The 13,031-nt window shown below is 40.8% G+C and carries 17 protein-coding genes, 2 tRNA genes and 1 pseudogene; 15 read left to right on the forward strand and 5 right to left on the reverse strand.

The window, feature by feature from the left end:
- Positions 1–7 precede the first annotated feature (7 nt).
- Positions 8–331 (reverse strand): helix-turn-helix domain-containing protein, encoded by a 324-nt coding sequence (locus AOC33_RS05200; protein WP_089515482.1) that lies wholly within the window; start codon positions 329–331, stop codon positions 8–10.
- Positions 321–698, reverse strand: a pseudogene (locus tag AOC33_RS05205) (type II toxin-antitoxin system RelE/ParE family toxin). Before AOC33_RS05205 ends, AOC33_RS05200 begins: the two are co-directional and overlap by 11 nt.
- Positions 699–818: 120 nt before the next feature.
- Between AOC33_RS05205 and pgsA the strand changes: the two are divergent.
- The 5 genes from pgsA to AOC33_RS05230 all read left to right on the forward strand — a co-directional run bounded on the left by pgsA (position 819) and on the right by AOC33_RS05230 (position 3,120).
- On the forward strand, positions 819–1,397 hold the full coding sequence (gene pgsA, locus AOC33_RS05210; RefSeq protein WP_089515483.1) for a CDP-diacylglycerol--glycerol-3-phosphate 3-phosphatidyltransferase: 579 nt from the start codon (positions 819–821) through the stop codon (positions 1,395–1,397).
- Positions 1,398–1,527: 130 nt separating this feature from the next.
- Positions 1,528–1,603, forward strand: a tRNA-Gly gene (locus AOC33_RS05215).
- A 53-nt stretch (positions 1,604–1,656) separates the two neighbouring features.
- Positions 1,657–1,730: transfer RNA gene (locus AOC33_RS05220), tRNA-Cys, on the forward strand.
- A gap of 208 nt (positions 1,731–1,938) precedes the next feature.
- Positions 1,939–2,787 carry an ATP-grasp domain-containing protein gene (locus AOC33_RS05225; RefSeq protein WP_089515484.1) on the forward strand — a complete coding sequence of 283 codons (849 nt, stop codon included), beginning with the start codon at positions 1,939–1,941 and terminating at the stop codon, positions 2,785–2,787.
- A 12-nt stretch (positions 2,788–2,799) separates the two neighbouring features.
- On the forward strand, positions 2,800–3,120 hold the full coding sequence (locus tag AOC33_RS05230; protein ID WP_089515485.1) for a hypothetical protein: 321 nt from the start codon (positions 2,800–2,802) through the stop codon (positions 3,118–3,120).
- A gap of 22 nt (positions 3,121–3,142) precedes the next feature.
- Here AOC33_RS05230 and AOC33_RS05235 read toward each other — a convergent pair whose 3' ends face one another.
- The gene (locus tag AOC33_RS05235; protein WP_089515486.1) at positions 3,143–3,457 is read right to left on the reverse strand and encodes a TfoX/Sxy family protein; all 315 of its coding nucleotides are present in this window, start codon (positions 3,455–3,457) and stop codon (positions 3,143–3,145) included.
- A gap of 144 nt (positions 3,458–3,601) precedes the next feature.
- On the opposite strand from AOC33_RS05235, the gene AOC33_RS05240 reads away from it, so the two are divergent.
- From AOC33_RS05240 to AOC33_RS05265, 6 genes are all read left to right on the forward strand, one after another.
- A complete protein-coding gene (locus AOC33_RS05240) occupies positions 3,602–4,429 on the forward strand; it encodes a DODA-type extradiol aromatic ring-opening family dioxygenase (protein ID WP_089515487.1) in 828 nt (275 codons plus the stop codon).
- Between the two features lie 149 nt (positions 4,430–4,578).
- Positions 4,579–5,247 carry a GntR family transcriptional regulator gene (locus tag AOC33_RS05245; protein ID WP_180738101.1) on the forward strand — a complete coding sequence of 223 codons (669 nt, stop codon included), beginning with the start codon at positions 4,579–4,581 and terminating at the stop codon, positions 5,245–5,247.
- 161 nt (positions 5,248–5,408) lie between these two features.
- Positions 5,409–5,786, forward strand: a complete 378-nt coding sequence (locus tag AOC33_RS05250; RefSeq protein ID WP_089515488.1) for a carboxymuconolactone decarboxylase family protein — start codon at positions 5,409–5,411, stop codon at positions 5,784–5,786.
- A complete protein-coding gene (locus AOC33_RS05255) occupies positions 5,786–6,682 on the forward strand; it encodes an NAD(P)-dependent oxidoreductase (protein ID WP_089515489.1) in 897 nt (298 codons plus the stop codon). The genes AOC33_RS05250 and AOC33_RS05255 overlap by 1 nt, the downstream gene beginning before the upstream one ends.
- Before the next feature lie 29 nt (positions 6,683–6,711).
- Entirely contained in the window at positions 6,712–7,680 is a 969-nt protein-coding gene (locus tag AOC33_RS05260) for a tripartite tricarboxylate transporter substrate-binding protein (protein ID WP_089515490.1), read from the forward strand.
- A gap of 328 nt (positions 7,681–8,008) precedes the next feature.
- Positions 8,009–8,395, forward strand: coding sequence for a hypothetical protein (locus tag AOC33_RS05265; protein ID WP_089515491.1), 387 nt, complete (start codon positions 8,009–8,011; stop codon positions 8,393–8,395).
- Between the two features lie 7 nt (positions 8,396–8,402).
- Here the strand turns inward: AOC33_RS05265 and AOC33_RS05270 are convergent, their stop codons facing one another.
- The gene (locus AOC33_RS05270; RefSeq protein WP_089515492.1) at positions 8,403–9,053 is read right to left on the reverse strand and encodes a DsbA family oxidoreductase; all 651 of its coding nucleotides are present in this window, start codon (positions 9,051–9,053) and stop codon (positions 8,403–8,405) included.
- A 102-nt stretch (positions 9,054–9,155) separates the two neighbouring features.
- Between AOC33_RS05270 and AOC33_RS05275 the strand changes: the two genes are divergently transcribed.
- Both AOC33_RS05275 and AOC33_RS05280 read left to right on the forward strand, forming a co-directional pair.
- Complete coding sequence (locus AOC33_RS05275) at positions 9,156–10,340, forward strand: GNAT family N-acetyltransferase (RefSeq protein ID WP_089515493.1); 1,185 nt, start codon at positions 9,156–9,158, stop codon at positions 10,338–10,340.
- Positions 10,341–10,360: 20 nt separating this feature from the next.
- Entirely contained in the window at positions 10,361–10,702 is a 342-nt protein-coding gene (locus tag AOC33_RS05280; protein ID WP_143744019.1) for a hypothetical protein, read from the forward strand.
- Here the strand turns inward: AOC33_RS05280 and AOC33_RS05285 are convergent.
- Positions 10,677–11,036 carry an HNH endonuclease signature motif containing protein gene (locus AOC33_RS05285; protein WP_089515495.1) on the reverse strand — a complete coding sequence of 120 codons (360 nt, stop codon included), beginning with the start codon at positions 11,034–11,036 and terminating at the stop codon, positions 10,677–10,679. The two genes, AOC33_RS05280 and AOC33_RS05285, sit on opposite strands and share 26 nt — an antisense overlap.
- Before the next feature lie 84 nt (positions 11,037–11,120).
- Here AOC33_RS05285 and AOC33_RS05290 point away from each other — a divergent pair, with 84 nt between their 5' ends.
- Positions 11,121–11,606 carry a LexA family protein gene (locus tag AOC33_RS05290; protein ID WP_089515496.1) on the forward strand — a complete coding sequence of 162 codons (486 nt, stop codon included), beginning with the start codon at positions 11,121–11,123 and terminating at the stop codon, positions 11,604–11,606.
- A 2-nt stretch (positions 11,607–11,608) separates the two neighbouring features.
- Positions 11,609–12,919: a translesion error-prone DNA polymerase V subunit UmuC gene (gene umuC, locus AOC33_RS05295; RefSeq protein ID WP_089515497.1), complete on the forward strand. Its 1,311-nt coding sequence runs from the start codon at positions 11,609–11,611 to the stop codon at positions 12,917–12,919.
- Positions 12,920–13,031: the final 112 nt, after the last annotated feature.

The following is a 13,031-nucleotide window of genomic DNA, read 5'->3' on the forward strand; positions in this document are numbered from 1 at the left end:
CTACGATTTACAAAACTGCTTCAAGCCCTTTTCTTTCAAGTAAGTGAAGTAGTTTTAGTGATGAGCCACTTGGATGCTTTTCTCCAATTTCCCATTTTTGAACCGTTGACAAGCTAGTGTTTAAAACTGCTGCTAGTACGGATTGACTCAGATGCAATTGGCTTCTGAGTTTACGAATCTTTTTGCTGTCATAGTCAGGAATTGGATCAAGGCACAATAAATTATATTTATGCATTTTTCTTTTATCAATAAAACCCAACTCATGTAAGTCCTTTGCTGTTTCATGAACGGCGGCCAAGATGTCTGTTTTGGCTTTGACTTTACGGACCATGGCAAATCTCCTCTAATTTTCCTGCTGAAATAGCTTCTTCAATTTGGACTTGAGTTCTTGCCAATAGATCTTTTGCAAGATCCTGAAGTCCTTCTAATTCATTATCAGCGATATTAGATTTATCATTTTTTTCAAATCCGTACATAAAAAACCATTTACTCCCTTGGTTGGTTGCAATCAAGGTTCTGGCGCTGGATCTTCTTCCTCGATTTCCCATACCAACTCTTTTTTTGAATACATGACCTCCCAGATTTGCGTCGAATAAACCTTATGTCATCTCAATGACGGCTTTGCACAATGATTGATCGGTCAGCTCTGTTTTTCTCATCCATCGGCTGAAGTAGCGTGTTTTAAGTACTCGTCTCATTTCATTACTATATCACTTAGTGGTATAGTAATTAGAAGGGTTATTTTTTGAATTGACTAATTCTCATTGAATGGCTCTTCAAAGCATCTCAAGAATAAGAAATTCCTTTATCCTTGCGTCATGCCCTTTAATTTACCGATTTTCCTCACTTGGTTACGTGTTGCGACCATACCTTTGGTGGTTGGTATTTTTTACTTGCCTGAATCTTGGTTAGATGTTCATGAAAAAAACCTCTGGGCAACGATCTTCTTTGTTGGTGCAGCCATCACAGATTGGTTAGATGGTTATTTGGCTCGCAAGTGGGGTCAGGTATCTGCCTTTGGTGCATTTTTAGATCCAGTGGCTGACAAACTCATGGTGGCGGCAGCATTATTGGTTTTACTTAACTTTGATCGTGTAGAAGTTTGGGTGGCATTGGTCATCATTGGTCGTGAGATCACAATTTCAGCTTTAAGAGAGTGGATGGCGCAAATTGGCGCATCGAAAAGTGTGGCAGTGCACTTTGTGGGTAAGCTCAAAACAGCTGCTCAATTGATAGCAATTCCATTCTTGCTTTTTAACGACACCTTGTTCAATCTTTTCCACACGAAAACGATTGGTAAGCCCCTCATTTGGATCGCAGCACTTCTGACCGTTTGGTCGATGTTCTACTATCTCCAAAAAGCCTGGCCCATGATCAAGTCTAAAGCTGAACTCTGACCCCGGATTCATTAAAAGTCAGTAAAAACAAAGACTTTGGTGTGGGTAATAGCAATAGCTGAAGACAGCTCAAAAGCCCATTTATTTGACATAGGCTGAAATTATGGTAAAGTGACGGTCTTGTTGTTATGCGGGATTAGCTCAGTTGGTAGAGCGATACCTTGCCAAGGTATAGGTCGAGAGTTCGAGCCTCTTATCCCGCTCCAAATTACGAGGGAAGCTTAAACAGCTTCCCTTTTTAATTTAACAACTCATCCCAGGCGGGATGGCAGAGTGGTTATGCAGCGGCCTGCAAAGCCGTGTACCCCAGTTCGATTCTGGGTTCCGCCTCCAACGATTTCTCCCAATAAATAAGATGGTTAGATTGCATAACCAATTCTTTTTAGTCCTCCAGATTATTCTAAGTAAGATAAATCGTATCTATGCCGCTAAAAATCCTAGGGGTACATTTTAGATGCGGTGTTTTAGTGAATTTCAACCTATCCTACAATCCAAGGCTACAGAGTCAGAGTTCTAATTTTTCAAATTTCAAAGGTGTTTGATGCGTGTTGCTTTAATTACTGGTGCAGAGATGGCCAAACCAGACCCCGAATCCCATTTGCTGATTCATGAATTAGGTATCTTAGGCATCTCATCTGAATTGATTTCTTGGCGCGCATCTCTGGATTGGTCTTTGTTTGATTTGGTTGTTATTCGAACACCATGGGACTATTTTTTACATTTAGAAGAATTCTTATCTTGGGTTGAGAATGTTGAGCAAGTTACAAAAGTTCTGAATTCAAGTCGCATTCTTAGATGGAATAGCCATAAAAAATACCTAAAGGAATTATCAAGTTTTGGTGTACCAACTGTGCCAACGCTATGGGTAAACAAGAACCAACAATGTGATGATTTAATAGACTCAACCGAATGGCCCATTGTGGTGGTGAAGCCCGCAGTGTCTATTGGCGCAATTGGAGCCTTGAAAGGTCAATCCAAAGATAATCATGTGAAGCAGCATCTTGAGGAAGAAGTTAGAAAGGGCGATGTCATGATCCAGCCTTTTTTAGAAAGCGTGGCTGATTTTGGTGAGCTGTCATTGATTTATTTCAATGGGGCTTATTCACATTCGATTCTCAAAAAGCCTCAACAAGGTGATTACAGGGTTCAGGACGCATATGGTGGAACGAATGCTTTATATGAGCCAGAGATTGAGGCACAAAAGATTGGTGATCAGGTATTAAGTTATTTGCCAGATTTTTCACTGTACGCAAGAGTTGACTTGGTGAAGTATCAAAATCAATGGCTATTGATGGAGCTTGAAGCCATTGAACCAGAGTTGTTCTTACCTATTGCTCCTCAAGCATCAATTCGATTGGCTGCAGCAATTAAATTTCATCTCGATAAATGATTAATTAACCTCATGAAGTTATCCAAAAATTCTGACTTAATTGATTTGTTAACCACTCACTGGGGCTTAATTGCTAAAGCTTATGATGAAACCTTGAGCGGCTCTAAGTTAGGAGAGTTTCAAGCCGACACTCTAAAAATGTTATCTGATATAGGTGTTTTAGATGTGATGTGGATTAATGCCAGTCATGATTTCTCAGCCACGATGAAAAAATTATTAGGAGATAAAAAAGCGCTAGGTTTGAATGTTAATGAGGTAGAACAGTTGATTCATCAACTGAACAATCAATCAGACCAATGGTTCACGCGCACCATTCAGTGTAATTGGAAGTAAGACATTTGTAGCGCTCTAAACTTTATTTCTTGCCTCGAGGAAGTTCTTTAGCCGTTCTGACAATGAGTTCTCTGAGCCACTCGGCATCCTCCCATTGATCCGCTGGGATCAAAAAATAAGGCTTGGCCCCAGGGTAAGGGAAGCCAATCAATTCTTTAATTAATAATTGTTTGTTAGTTTTGGTGGGCTTAATGAATAATTGGTCGCTGCATATAAATGCGATTGGTACGCCATCAAAATACAAACAATACTCACCAAACATCCTCTTAGTCGACACAGTATGCAAACTTGCAAGCTGATCTTTTAAATAGGTGATTGTTTTTTGGGAGGTCGGCATGAATCAGAATTTTTATTGGTTAATCTCAATTGTAGGTGTCTAAAGAGTAAAGATTTGATTTCGCTTAAATAATAGTAAGTAGGAAGCCATTGATCACCAAAGGATAAGTCAATATTTGAAGGATCACTGCGTTAAAATAATTTCATGTCTTTCATTCATCAAAATACCAGTTCAGTCAGAATGCCAACTTGGTTTATTCCTCATGGGGCAGGGCCTTGTTTTTTTATGGATTGGAATCCAAAGGATGCTTGGAATAAAACTGGCAAGTTCCTAAAAGACTTGCCATTGACCTTATCAAATCAACCAAAAGCAATTTTGATGATTTCAGCACACTGGATGGAATCAACAATTAGTCTGACTGGGGCACAAAATCCAGAGTTAATTTATGACTATCATGGTTTCCCAGCTCACACCTATGATCTTCAGTATCCTGCCAAAGGTGACCCAGCGCTCGCTCAAGAAATAATAGAAACTTTGGCGAGTTCTCAAATTAAAGCCAAGCTAGATGCTTCACGTGGTTTTGATCATGGCATGTTTATTCCAATGCTAATGATGTTTCCAAAAGCAGATATCCCGGTTATACAGTTATCACTCCACAACAACCTTGATCCCCAAACTCATTTCAACCTAGGAGTGGCTCTTGAAAAGTTTCGTGATCAAGGAGTTTTAATTATTGGCAGTGGTATGAGTTTTCATAATATGCGTGGGTATGGTCAACCTACCTTTGGCCCTATTTCTGATGAATTTGATGAGTGGTTAGCCAAGACTGTTGAGTCAGATCCAGTGACAAGAAAGCAAGCCTTGATTGATTGGGCCAATGCCCCCTCAGCAAGGTTGTGTCATCCTCTTAGGCAAGAGGAACATTTGCTGCCTCTCATGGTGGTGGCTGGCGCTTCTTCAAAAGAACAAGGTTATAAGGTTTTCACAGATCGTGTATTAGAAACTTCCATATCTGCATTTGTTTTTCGGTAAGAGTGGTAATAGCTGATCAATGTTGAAATGGTCAGGATATTCTCTTATGTTGTGAGTCGTTGCTGGCGAAATTTTGAGAGTAGAGTCAGTCATCAGCAATCGCAGTCGATAATGATGTAGTATTTTGTAATACAAAGTTGAAGACTCTTATGGAAAAAATTACGCCGCCAAAGCCTCAAGGTCTGAGAAGTTATGTTGAAGACTATTTGCGCCAAGCGATCCTATCTGGAAAATACAAATCTGGGGATAGGCTCGTTGAAAGAGAAATTTGTGAAATCCTAAATGTCAGTAGACCTCCAGTCAGAGAGGCATTAAGACAACTCGAGGCTGATAAGTTAATTTCAAATGAACTTCATCGTGGGCCAATAGTTTCATCTATGTCCTATGAAGAAGCCGAAGAGCTTTATAAATTTCGTGCACTTTTAGAAAGTTTTGCAGTAGCAGAATTTTCACGTCTAGCAACAGATGAACAAATCAATGATCTTTCTTTAGCAATTAAAAAACTTCATGAAGTATCTGACAAGGGAGATAAGCAGCTATTGTTGAATTCAAAAGCGGATCTTTATAACGTTATATTGAGTGGCTGTGGAAACAACTTAGTTAGAGAGAGTTTGTTGAAGTTATTGGACCGAATTAGCTTGCTCAGAGGAACGTCACTGCTGCAGCCTAATAGAATGGCGCAAAGTTTAAAAGAAATTGATCAGATGTTTAAGTTCATCAAATCCAAAAACTATGAGGCTGCAAAAGACGCGGCATATAACCATATTCAAGCAGCGGCAAAAGTTGCATTAGCTGTAATTGCAGCAGAGCAAAAATAAGTTATCGCATTTATATGAAAGGGCGCTGCGGCGCCTTTTTTTATTCATTGTTTTTGAATTCAGGGTAAACCACTATCGTAATATTGTAACTTTGTAATACAAAGTGCAGTACCATAAATTTTAAGTTTGAATAATTTAAATAGGGCATTTTTGGAGCAAATATGAATAAAGATTCTTTTGAAAAAGGTTTAAAAACTCGCAAAGAAGTTTTGGGTGCAGAGTACGTTGAGAATTCAATAAAAAATGCAGATGATTTCAATATGCCGATGCAGGAATTGGTTACTGAGTATTGCTGGAATGAAATTTGGAATCGTCCTGGACTCGAAAGAAAGACAAGAAGCTTTTTAAATTTAGCCATGATTGCTGCATTAAATCGCCCTCATGAGCTTAAATTACACGTTCGTGGCGCCATCAATAATGGATTGACCAAAGATGAAATAAGAGAAGTATTTATGCAGGTTGCCATCTATTGTGGCGTTCCAGCAGCGATTGATAGCTTCAGAATTGCTAAAGAAGTGTTCAAAGAAATGGGTATTTAATGAAGCCATCGAATACTCACATTACATTTATTGGTTTGGGCCTGATGGGTGTGCCCATGGTCAATAATTTATTAAAGGCTGGATTCAGGGTGACTGGGTTTGATCTAAATTCTGAAGTGGCTGAAAAATTTTCAGGACAGAATAATTTTAAATTCTCCAAATCCGCAGTTGAGGCTGTTAGTGACGCAGCAGTGACTATTTTGATGTTGCCTGATAGTTCAATCATCGATGGTGTCATTTGGGGCAATGCTGGTCAGGAAGGTATTTCAGCGCACTTGAAAAAGGGAAGTTTTCTTGTGGATATGAGTTCTGCAAGTCCAGTGTCTTCAAGAGCTAACAATCAAAAGTTAAATGAAATTGGTATCAACTATGTTGACGCTCCAGTATCTGGCGGCGTTAAGAAGGCAATTGATGGAACGCTTTCAATCATTGTTGGTGGATCTTCACAAGATTTTGAAAAAACACACGCTTTGCTTGAGGTGATGGGTAAAAGCATTACTCACGTTGGGGCAGCAGGAGCAGCCCATGCCGTTAAAGCTTTAAATAACTACATTTCAGCTGCTGGATTAATTGCTGTGAGTGAGTCATTGATCGCCGCTGAGAAATTTGGGCTGGATACACATGTGGTTAATAAGGTATTCAACACTTCTACTGGCAAAAACAACACAACTGAAAATAAAGTAGAGAACTTTATGCTGAGTGGAGCATTTAATTCTGGATTTTCATTGGCTTTAATGAGCAAAGACGTTCAGATTGCTCTCAAGTTTATAGAGGATATGGGGTGTTACTCTAATTTGGCTCAACAATGTGTAAAAACATCAGAAGAGGCAAATCAATCATTGGGTAAGGGTGCCGACCATACAGCTGTATTTAAATACGTTAAATCTTTTCAATAGAACTCATCACATTAAATAAGGATGGAAAAATGAAAAATTTTCAAAAAATTATTATTGGATTATTTTGCATAGCAAGCTCAGCGGCATTTGCACAATTTCCAGACCGACAGATAACAATGGTGATTCCTTATGCCCCAGCAGGCTCTACTGATGTATTAGGAAGAATACTTGCTCAAGTTATGTCGAAAAACTTGGGGCAAACAGTGCTTGTTGATAACACTGCTGGTGCCGGTGGAACTATTGGTGCAGGTCGTGTGGCTCGTTCAAAGCCCGATGGTTACACCATACTTTTTCATAACATGGCTCAATCATCAGCACCAGCCCTTTATGCAAAATTAGCCTATGACCCAGTAACAGATTTCTCTCCTATTGGTATGGTGACGGAAGTGCCAATGGTTCTTGTTGCAAGAAAAGATTTCCCAGCTAACACGCTTCAAGATTTTATTAAATACGTTAAAGCTAATCCAGGTAAATTGAATTTTGCAAACGCTGGAATTGGTGCCACATCTAATCTGTGTGAAGCACTCATTAAATCTTCATTATCTGCAGAGTGGTCTTCAATTTCATACAAAGGTACTGGCCCAGCATTGAATGACCTTTTGGCTGGACAAGTTGATGTTATTTGCGATCAACCTGCAAGTACATTGCAACACATCAGAGCCGGCAACATTAAGGCCATAGCAGTGGCGACCAAAGATCGTATTAGTTCTTTGCCAAACACCCCAACCTTTGGCCAGTCTGGCCTGCCTGGTTTTCAATTAGCGGTTTGGCATGGAATGTATGCTCCGGCTGGAACACCAAAACCAGTTGTAGATCGTTTAAATGAAGCGCTGAATGCAGCCCTAAAAGATCCAATGTTGTCTCAAAAGTTCAATGAGATGAATGCCATGTTGGCAACGCCAGCAACGGCTAATCCAGGCTACCTACTGAACTTCACCAAATCTGAGGTTGATCGTTGGAAGGCTGCTATGAAGAATGCTGGAGTTCAGCCTCAATAACGTTAATTTGACTATCAATGACGATTAATACTTCCGCCCCATAAACTTCAGTTTTTCTTGTCACCAGTCCAGCGACTGGTGACATTATTCAACATGTTTTTACTATAGAATTTGAGGAAGTAAAGATCGTCATTTAAAAATTGGCCTCAGAAACCAATGGCGGTTCTTGGAACATCAATCATGGTGTCAAGTGTTCATTTGTTTTAACTTACAATGTATTTACCTGCCACCCAGTTTGATGTCGCATTATCATCATTGAATAGCAGGGATAGCAATTCTTTAAAAAATGTAATAAATCAAGTTTGCCCACCTTTTAATAGTCCAAAAAATGAAATTAAAACTAACTAGCCAATTACTTCTGATTGATTTGGCATTGCAGTTATTGCCGGTCGCTTACTTTGCTTTTAGTTCACCGTCATTTGCGGAGAATAGTCTGAACGGCCCCTTGGTCCAGGCAGCCTTTTATTTATTCATCATTTGGAAAATTTCTGGTGGAAGTAACCTCGCCAGATATCTATTTTTGGCTTACGCGCTTGTGATTTTCTTGCCATTGAGCGTGCTGTTTTTGATGCACGGCAGCAGTCTTGGTATGACCTTACTTGTATTGATTCAATTAGGTATCAAAGCTTATTGCTTGTACCAATTGTTTTTCACACCAACAAAATTGGCATTCATCAAAGTTGTGGATGATGAGAGTGAGTTTCCTAAATTCTGATGATCAGTTACTTGATCAGTTGCTCAAAGGCGCTGATCAGTGACTCTGGTTCTTGTGCGCCTTGTAGTAAATACTCTTCATTAAGAATGAGTGACGGCACTGACTGAATGCCCAAGTTCTTATAAAATTCTTCTTCAGCTTTGACTTCGGCAGTGAACTCATCGCTGGCCAGTATCTCAGCAGCTCTGACTTTATCCAATCCTGCTCGAATCACAGCATCTAAGATGTTTTTTTCATCATCAAGGCTGACTGCCAAGCAAAAATAGGTATTGAGAAGCTCTTTTTTAAGAGTCGCTTGTTTCTCAAGATCTAATTCATTAGCAGCCCAGTACAACAAGCGATGACTATTGAATGTGTTGTATACACGTTTGCGACCATCTGGATGGAATTTAAAACCTGCTTCAAGAGCTCTGGCTCTGATTTGAGCTTGATTTGTTTTAACTTGATCAAGACTCAAGCCATACTTTTGAGTGAGATGCTCCATGGCATCTTGGCCACCAGGAGGCATGTGGGGATTCAGTTGAAATGCACGGAAATGAACTTTAAAGTCCACCACCATCTCTAACTGGCTCATGGCTTGAGATAAATTGCCAAAACCGACAGCGCACCAAGGGCAGGCAATGTCGGAAACAAAATCGATGTTGATAATTGGTTTCATGTTTTTTTGGGATAAAAGCTAATTAAAACATTAAAAAAATAATTTGCGCATAAATTACAATCAAATTCTGTTCCAACTCATTAGAAATCACGGCAAATAAAAGTGTCTGCAAATAATAGCTTTGAATGTCGTATCCTCAATAGCATTCATCTGGTCTCAAAAGAGGGCTGGAATCATCTTTTGGGGAAAGACCCAACTCCTTTTTTACGCCATGAATTCTTAAGCGCCCTAGAGGATTGTGCTTGCGTTGGTGGCAATACCGGTTGGCAAATAGCGCACCTGGCCATTTATGCATCTGATCATGAAAATCCCATTGGTTTGATGCCTCTGTATTTAAAAAGTCATTCTTATGGCGAATATGTCTTTGATTGGTCTTGGGCTGAAGCCTATCAACAACATGGTCTGTCGTATTACCCCAAAGCACTCTGTGCCATACCCTTCACGCCAGTTAGAGGTGCGCGCCTATTGGTGGGTGAGGGCAAGGAGTCTGATGCAATACGTATTCAGCTGATAGAGCAATTAAAGCAACTATTGATACAAAATGAGATTTCATCGGCACACGTTCTGTTCGCTGAGCAAAATACGCAAGAACTTCTATTGAAACAAGGATTCATGGCCAGAGATGCCATTCAGTTCCATTGGCAAAACCATGCTTATCAAAACATGGAAGAGTTTTTGAGTCAGCTCAATATGAAGCGCCGTAAAAATATTCGAAGTGAACGTTCTCAGGTTCAAAAGGCCGGAATATCGTTTCGGCATATTGATGGCCCGGATGCTACTAAAGAAGATTGGGCATTTTTCTATCGTTGCTACGCAAACACCTATTACGAACACCGCTCCTCACCTTATTTGAGTGAGTCATTTTTTCAAATGCTGGCCCAAACCATGCCCGAAAATCTTCATCTGATTGTGGCTCATAGAAATGAGCAAGCAATCGCAGCATCCTTACTCTTTGTTGATCGCTCGGGACAAACTAAAACTGCTTATGGTCGGTATTGGGGTGCATTGGAGTATGTGCCTTGCCTGCATTTTGAAACAGCCTATTACCAAGCGATTGAATATTGCATCAGTCATGGCATTGATGTTTTCGAAGGAGGGGCTCAGGGTCAGCACAAAATGGCCAGAGGCTTCATGCCGGTCAAGATGCAATCTGCGCACTGGATCAAAGATCCTGAGTTCTCAAAAGCAGTTGAGCGATTCTTGATTCGAGAGAGCGGTGGTATTGAAAACTACATTGATGAACTGGCTGAACACTCACCACTCAAAGCAAGTAGCGTGACTCTATGAATATTTGCTAAAGTATGACCATGTTGAAACAATATTCCATGCATCGATTGAGTAAGCGCATTGCTTTACTGGCATGGGTGCTGCTCAGTGGCTGCGCCTCTTTGACTTCACAGCAGATCACCCAACGCATTGATACCATGAGTGACTTCCAACTTTGTTTGGGAGCTCAAACAGGCATGGACAGCCAAGCGTTTGATTTAGATGTTGCGATTGTTGCTGCTGCCAAAGAGCGCATCGCACAACGCAAATTAGATTGCTCTAGCAAGCATGATGAAATCGTGCGCTTCTTGGTCACATCTCTTAAGCAAGAGCAGAAGTACCGAGAGATTTACTTTTCTAGACCAGGTTTTTGGCGCTTTTAAATTGCTGGCTCTTTGAGCTTCGCTGGTAAAAATCATTGGGCTTGGATTGCACCCAAGCAATGAACTTTTGTATTTCTGCTTTTTCTTTGATGGCTTCGGCCGTGTTCAATTCTCTGGCTAACTGTGTTTCTGTGAATAAGGCATGTATTTGCCTGTGGCAAATACGATGCAAATACTCAGTTGCTTTACCGCCTTTTGATTTTGGAACAAAGTGATGCGCATCTTTTTGGGCAGTTGGGATTGGGCGATCGCAAATAGGGCAAACAAGTTCAGTGACCGAAACTTCTTTCGGAAACGTATCAGCAAGTAGTTTTTGACGTATTTTCCCCAACATGATGGGGTCTATCTTAATGTTGGAATAACAAATTTGCTGAATTCGACTTAATTCATATATACTGTATAAATATACAGTACTATTATGACTCAATCGATCAATCAACTTCTTCATCAAACCAGCTTGAGCCAGGTACCGCAAGGCTTGTCTGGTGATTTATCGGTGAATGAGACGCCACTCATCATGCACCCATTATCGGCAGGATTTCCAAGTCCTGCGGCTGATTATGCGGCTGATGGATTGGATCTGAATAGCTATCTGATACAGAATAAGCCAGCCACTTTCATGTTTACTGTGAGAGGTGAATCAATGATTGTGGCTGGCATCCATCATGGCGATAAGGTGGTCGTTGATCGAGCCTTAAAGCCTAAACACAAAGACATTGTGGTGGCGGTGGTCAATGGTGAGTACACCATCAAACGTTTGTACAAATACAAGGGACTCATTGAATTGCGTCCAGAAAACCCTGACTACCCCAACATCACATTCAGTGAAGGCCATGAGCTACAAATATGGGGCGTGGTCATTGGGGTAGTCAGACGTTATTCAAGTAGTTCATCTCGGGTCTGATCATGAGCTCCCCCAATCAAAACTCCACCCATGCACCATTGTTTGCTTTGGTGGATGTGAATAATTTCTATGTGTCTTGCGAAAGAGTTTTTGCTCCTCAGCTAGAAAAAACACCCATGGTGGTGTTATCTAATAACGATGGCTGCGCTGTCGCACGCAGTGCTGAGGTCAAAGCCTTGGGTGTCAAAATGGGCACGCCTTGGTTTCAGATGAAAGATTTGGCGAAGCAGCATGGCATCTTGGCTTGTTCATCTAATTACACTCTGTATCACGACATGAGTCAGCGTGTGGTGGAGATACTGCGACAGTTCACGCCCAAGCTAGAGGTTTACAGTGTGGATGAAAGCTTTCTGCAAATTGAATCTGTTTTAAATGCTCACGAATCTCCTACTCATTTGGGCGCTGAGATCAAACAGCGTATCAAGCAGTGGACTGGTTTGCCAGTGTGTGTGGGCATTGCACCGAGTAAAACATTGGCCAAGTTTGCCAACCACTTGGCTAAAAAGAATCCATCGTTCAATGGCGTTTGTGATTTAAGCAATATGCCCAAACAAGAACTCTATCAATGGATGAGCGAGGTATCTGCTGCTGAAGTGTGGGGCGTTGGTAGAAAAATTGCCAAACGTTTAGAGGGCATGGGCATACACACAGTGCTTGATCTGGTGCAAGTATCTCCGCAAATGATGAGATTGCAATTTGGGGTGGTGATTGAAAGACTTTGTTATGAATTACGTGGACTCTCTTGTTTGGCTCTGGAGGAGGTGGCGCCACCCAAGCAACAAATCATCGCTTCTAGAAGTTTTGGCAAATTAGTACTGAGCTTGGATGAACTAGCTGAGTCAGTTGCCACACACACAGCCAGAGCTGCTGAAAAATTAAGAGAACAAGAATCATTGACCAGCTCAATCAGTGTGTTCATTCAAACCAATGTGTTCATGAGAAATGAACCTCAGTACAGTCAAAGTATTCAAATACCTTTGGTGCATCCAACGGATGACACCTTGGTGTTGACTGAAATGGCCATCAAAGGGCTGAAAGAAATTTATAAAAAAGGCTTCAGATATAAAAAGGCTGGCGTGATGTTGGGTTTGATGACTGATAAGCCGGTGGTCCAGTCTTCATTGTTTGAAGATCATCAGGCCAAAGGAAAATCTCTGCGTCTTATGAAAACTTTGGATTCAATCAATACGCGTTATGGGGCTCAGGCCTTACGAGTGGCCGCTACAGGTACGGACCAAGCTTGGAAAATGAAGTCAGAGAATGTTTCTCCCAAGTACACCAGCCATTGGGATCAATTACCCGTGGTTCGTTAAGAGCTTCAAATTACTGATGAATAAAACAATAGCCCTGTCACTTGAGGGGCTATGGACCCTCAGCTAAACGTCACAATTTCTGCTAAATTAAATTTTTAGATTTAAAGTGAAC

Source organism: Polynucleobacter cosmopolitanus, assembly GCF_002224225.1.
Lineage (GTDB): Bacteria > Pseudomonadota > Gammaproteobacteria > Burkholderiales > Burkholderiaceae > Polynucleobacter > Polynucleobacter cosmopolitanus.

What these genes read in the sequence shown, in the direction of transcription:
- AOC33_RS05285 (WP_089515495.1), bottom strand. Translation starts at nt 11,036, where the DNA reads ATGTTGGGGAAAATACGTCAAAAACTACTTGCTGATACGTTTCCGAAA.
- AOC33_RS05265 (WP_089515491.1), top strand. Translation starts at nt 8,009, where the DNA reads ATGAAATTAAAACTAACTAGCCAATTACTTCTGATTGATTTGGCATTG.
- AOC33_RS05280 (WP_143744019.1), top strand. Translation starts at nt 10,361, where the DNA reads ATGTTGAAACAATATTCCATGCATCGATTGAGTAAGCGCATTGCTTTA.
- AOC33_RS05255 (WP_089515489.1), top strand. Translation starts at nt 5,786, where the DNA reads ATGAAGCCATCGAATACTCACATTACATTTATTGGTTTGGGCCTGATG.
- AOC33_RS05225 (WP_089515484.1), top strand. Translation starts at nt 1,939, where the DNA reads ATGCGTGTTGCTTTAATTACTGGTGCAGAGATGGCCAAACCAGACCCC.
- AOC33_RS05260 (WP_089515490.1), top strand. Translation starts at nt 6,712, where the DNA reads ATGAAAAATTTTCAAAAAATTATTATTGGATTATTTTGCATAGCAAGC.
- umuC (WP_089515497.1), top strand. Translation starts at nt 11,609, where the DNA reads ATGAGCTCCCCCAATCAAAACTCCACCCATGCACCATTGTTTGCTTTG.
- AOC33_RS05200 (WP_089515482.1), bottom strand. Translation starts at nt 331, where the DNA reads ATGGTCCGTAAAGTCAAAGCCAAAACAGACATCTTGGCCGCCGTTCAT.
- AOC33_RS05245 (WP_180738101.1), top strand. Translation starts at nt 4,579, where the DNA reads ATGGAAAAAATTACGCCGCCAAAGCCTCAAGGTCTGAGAAGTTATGTT.
- AOC33_RS05240 (WP_089515487.1), top strand. Translation starts at nt 3,602, where the DNA reads ATGTCTTTCATTCATCAAAATACCAGTTCAGTCAGAATGCCAACTTGG.
- AOC33_RS05270 (WP_089515492.1), bottom strand. Translation starts at nt 9,053, where the DNA reads ATGAAACCAATTATCAACATCGATTTTGTTTCCGACATTGCCTGCCCT.
- AOC33_RS05290 (WP_089515496.1), top strand. Translation starts at nt 11,121, where the DNA reads ATGACTCAATCGATCAATCAACTTCTTCATCAAACCAGCTTGAGCCAG.
- AOC33_RS05235 (WP_089515486.1), bottom strand. Translation starts at nt 3,457, where the DNA reads ATGCCGACCTCCCAAAAAACAATCACCTATTTAAAAGATCAGCTTGCA.
- AOC33_RS05230 (WP_089515485.1), top strand. Translation starts at nt 2,800, where the DNA reads ATGAAGTTATCCAAAAATTCTGACTTAATTGATTTGTTAACCACTCAC.
- AOC33_RS05250 (WP_089515488.1), top strand. Translation starts at nt 5,409, where the DNA reads ATGAATAAAGATTCTTTTGAAAAAGGTTTAAAAACTCGCAAAGAAGTT.
- pgsA (WP_089515483.1), top strand. Translation starts at nt 819, where the DNA reads ATGCCCTTTAATTTACCGATTTTCCTCACTTGGTTACGTGTTGCGACC.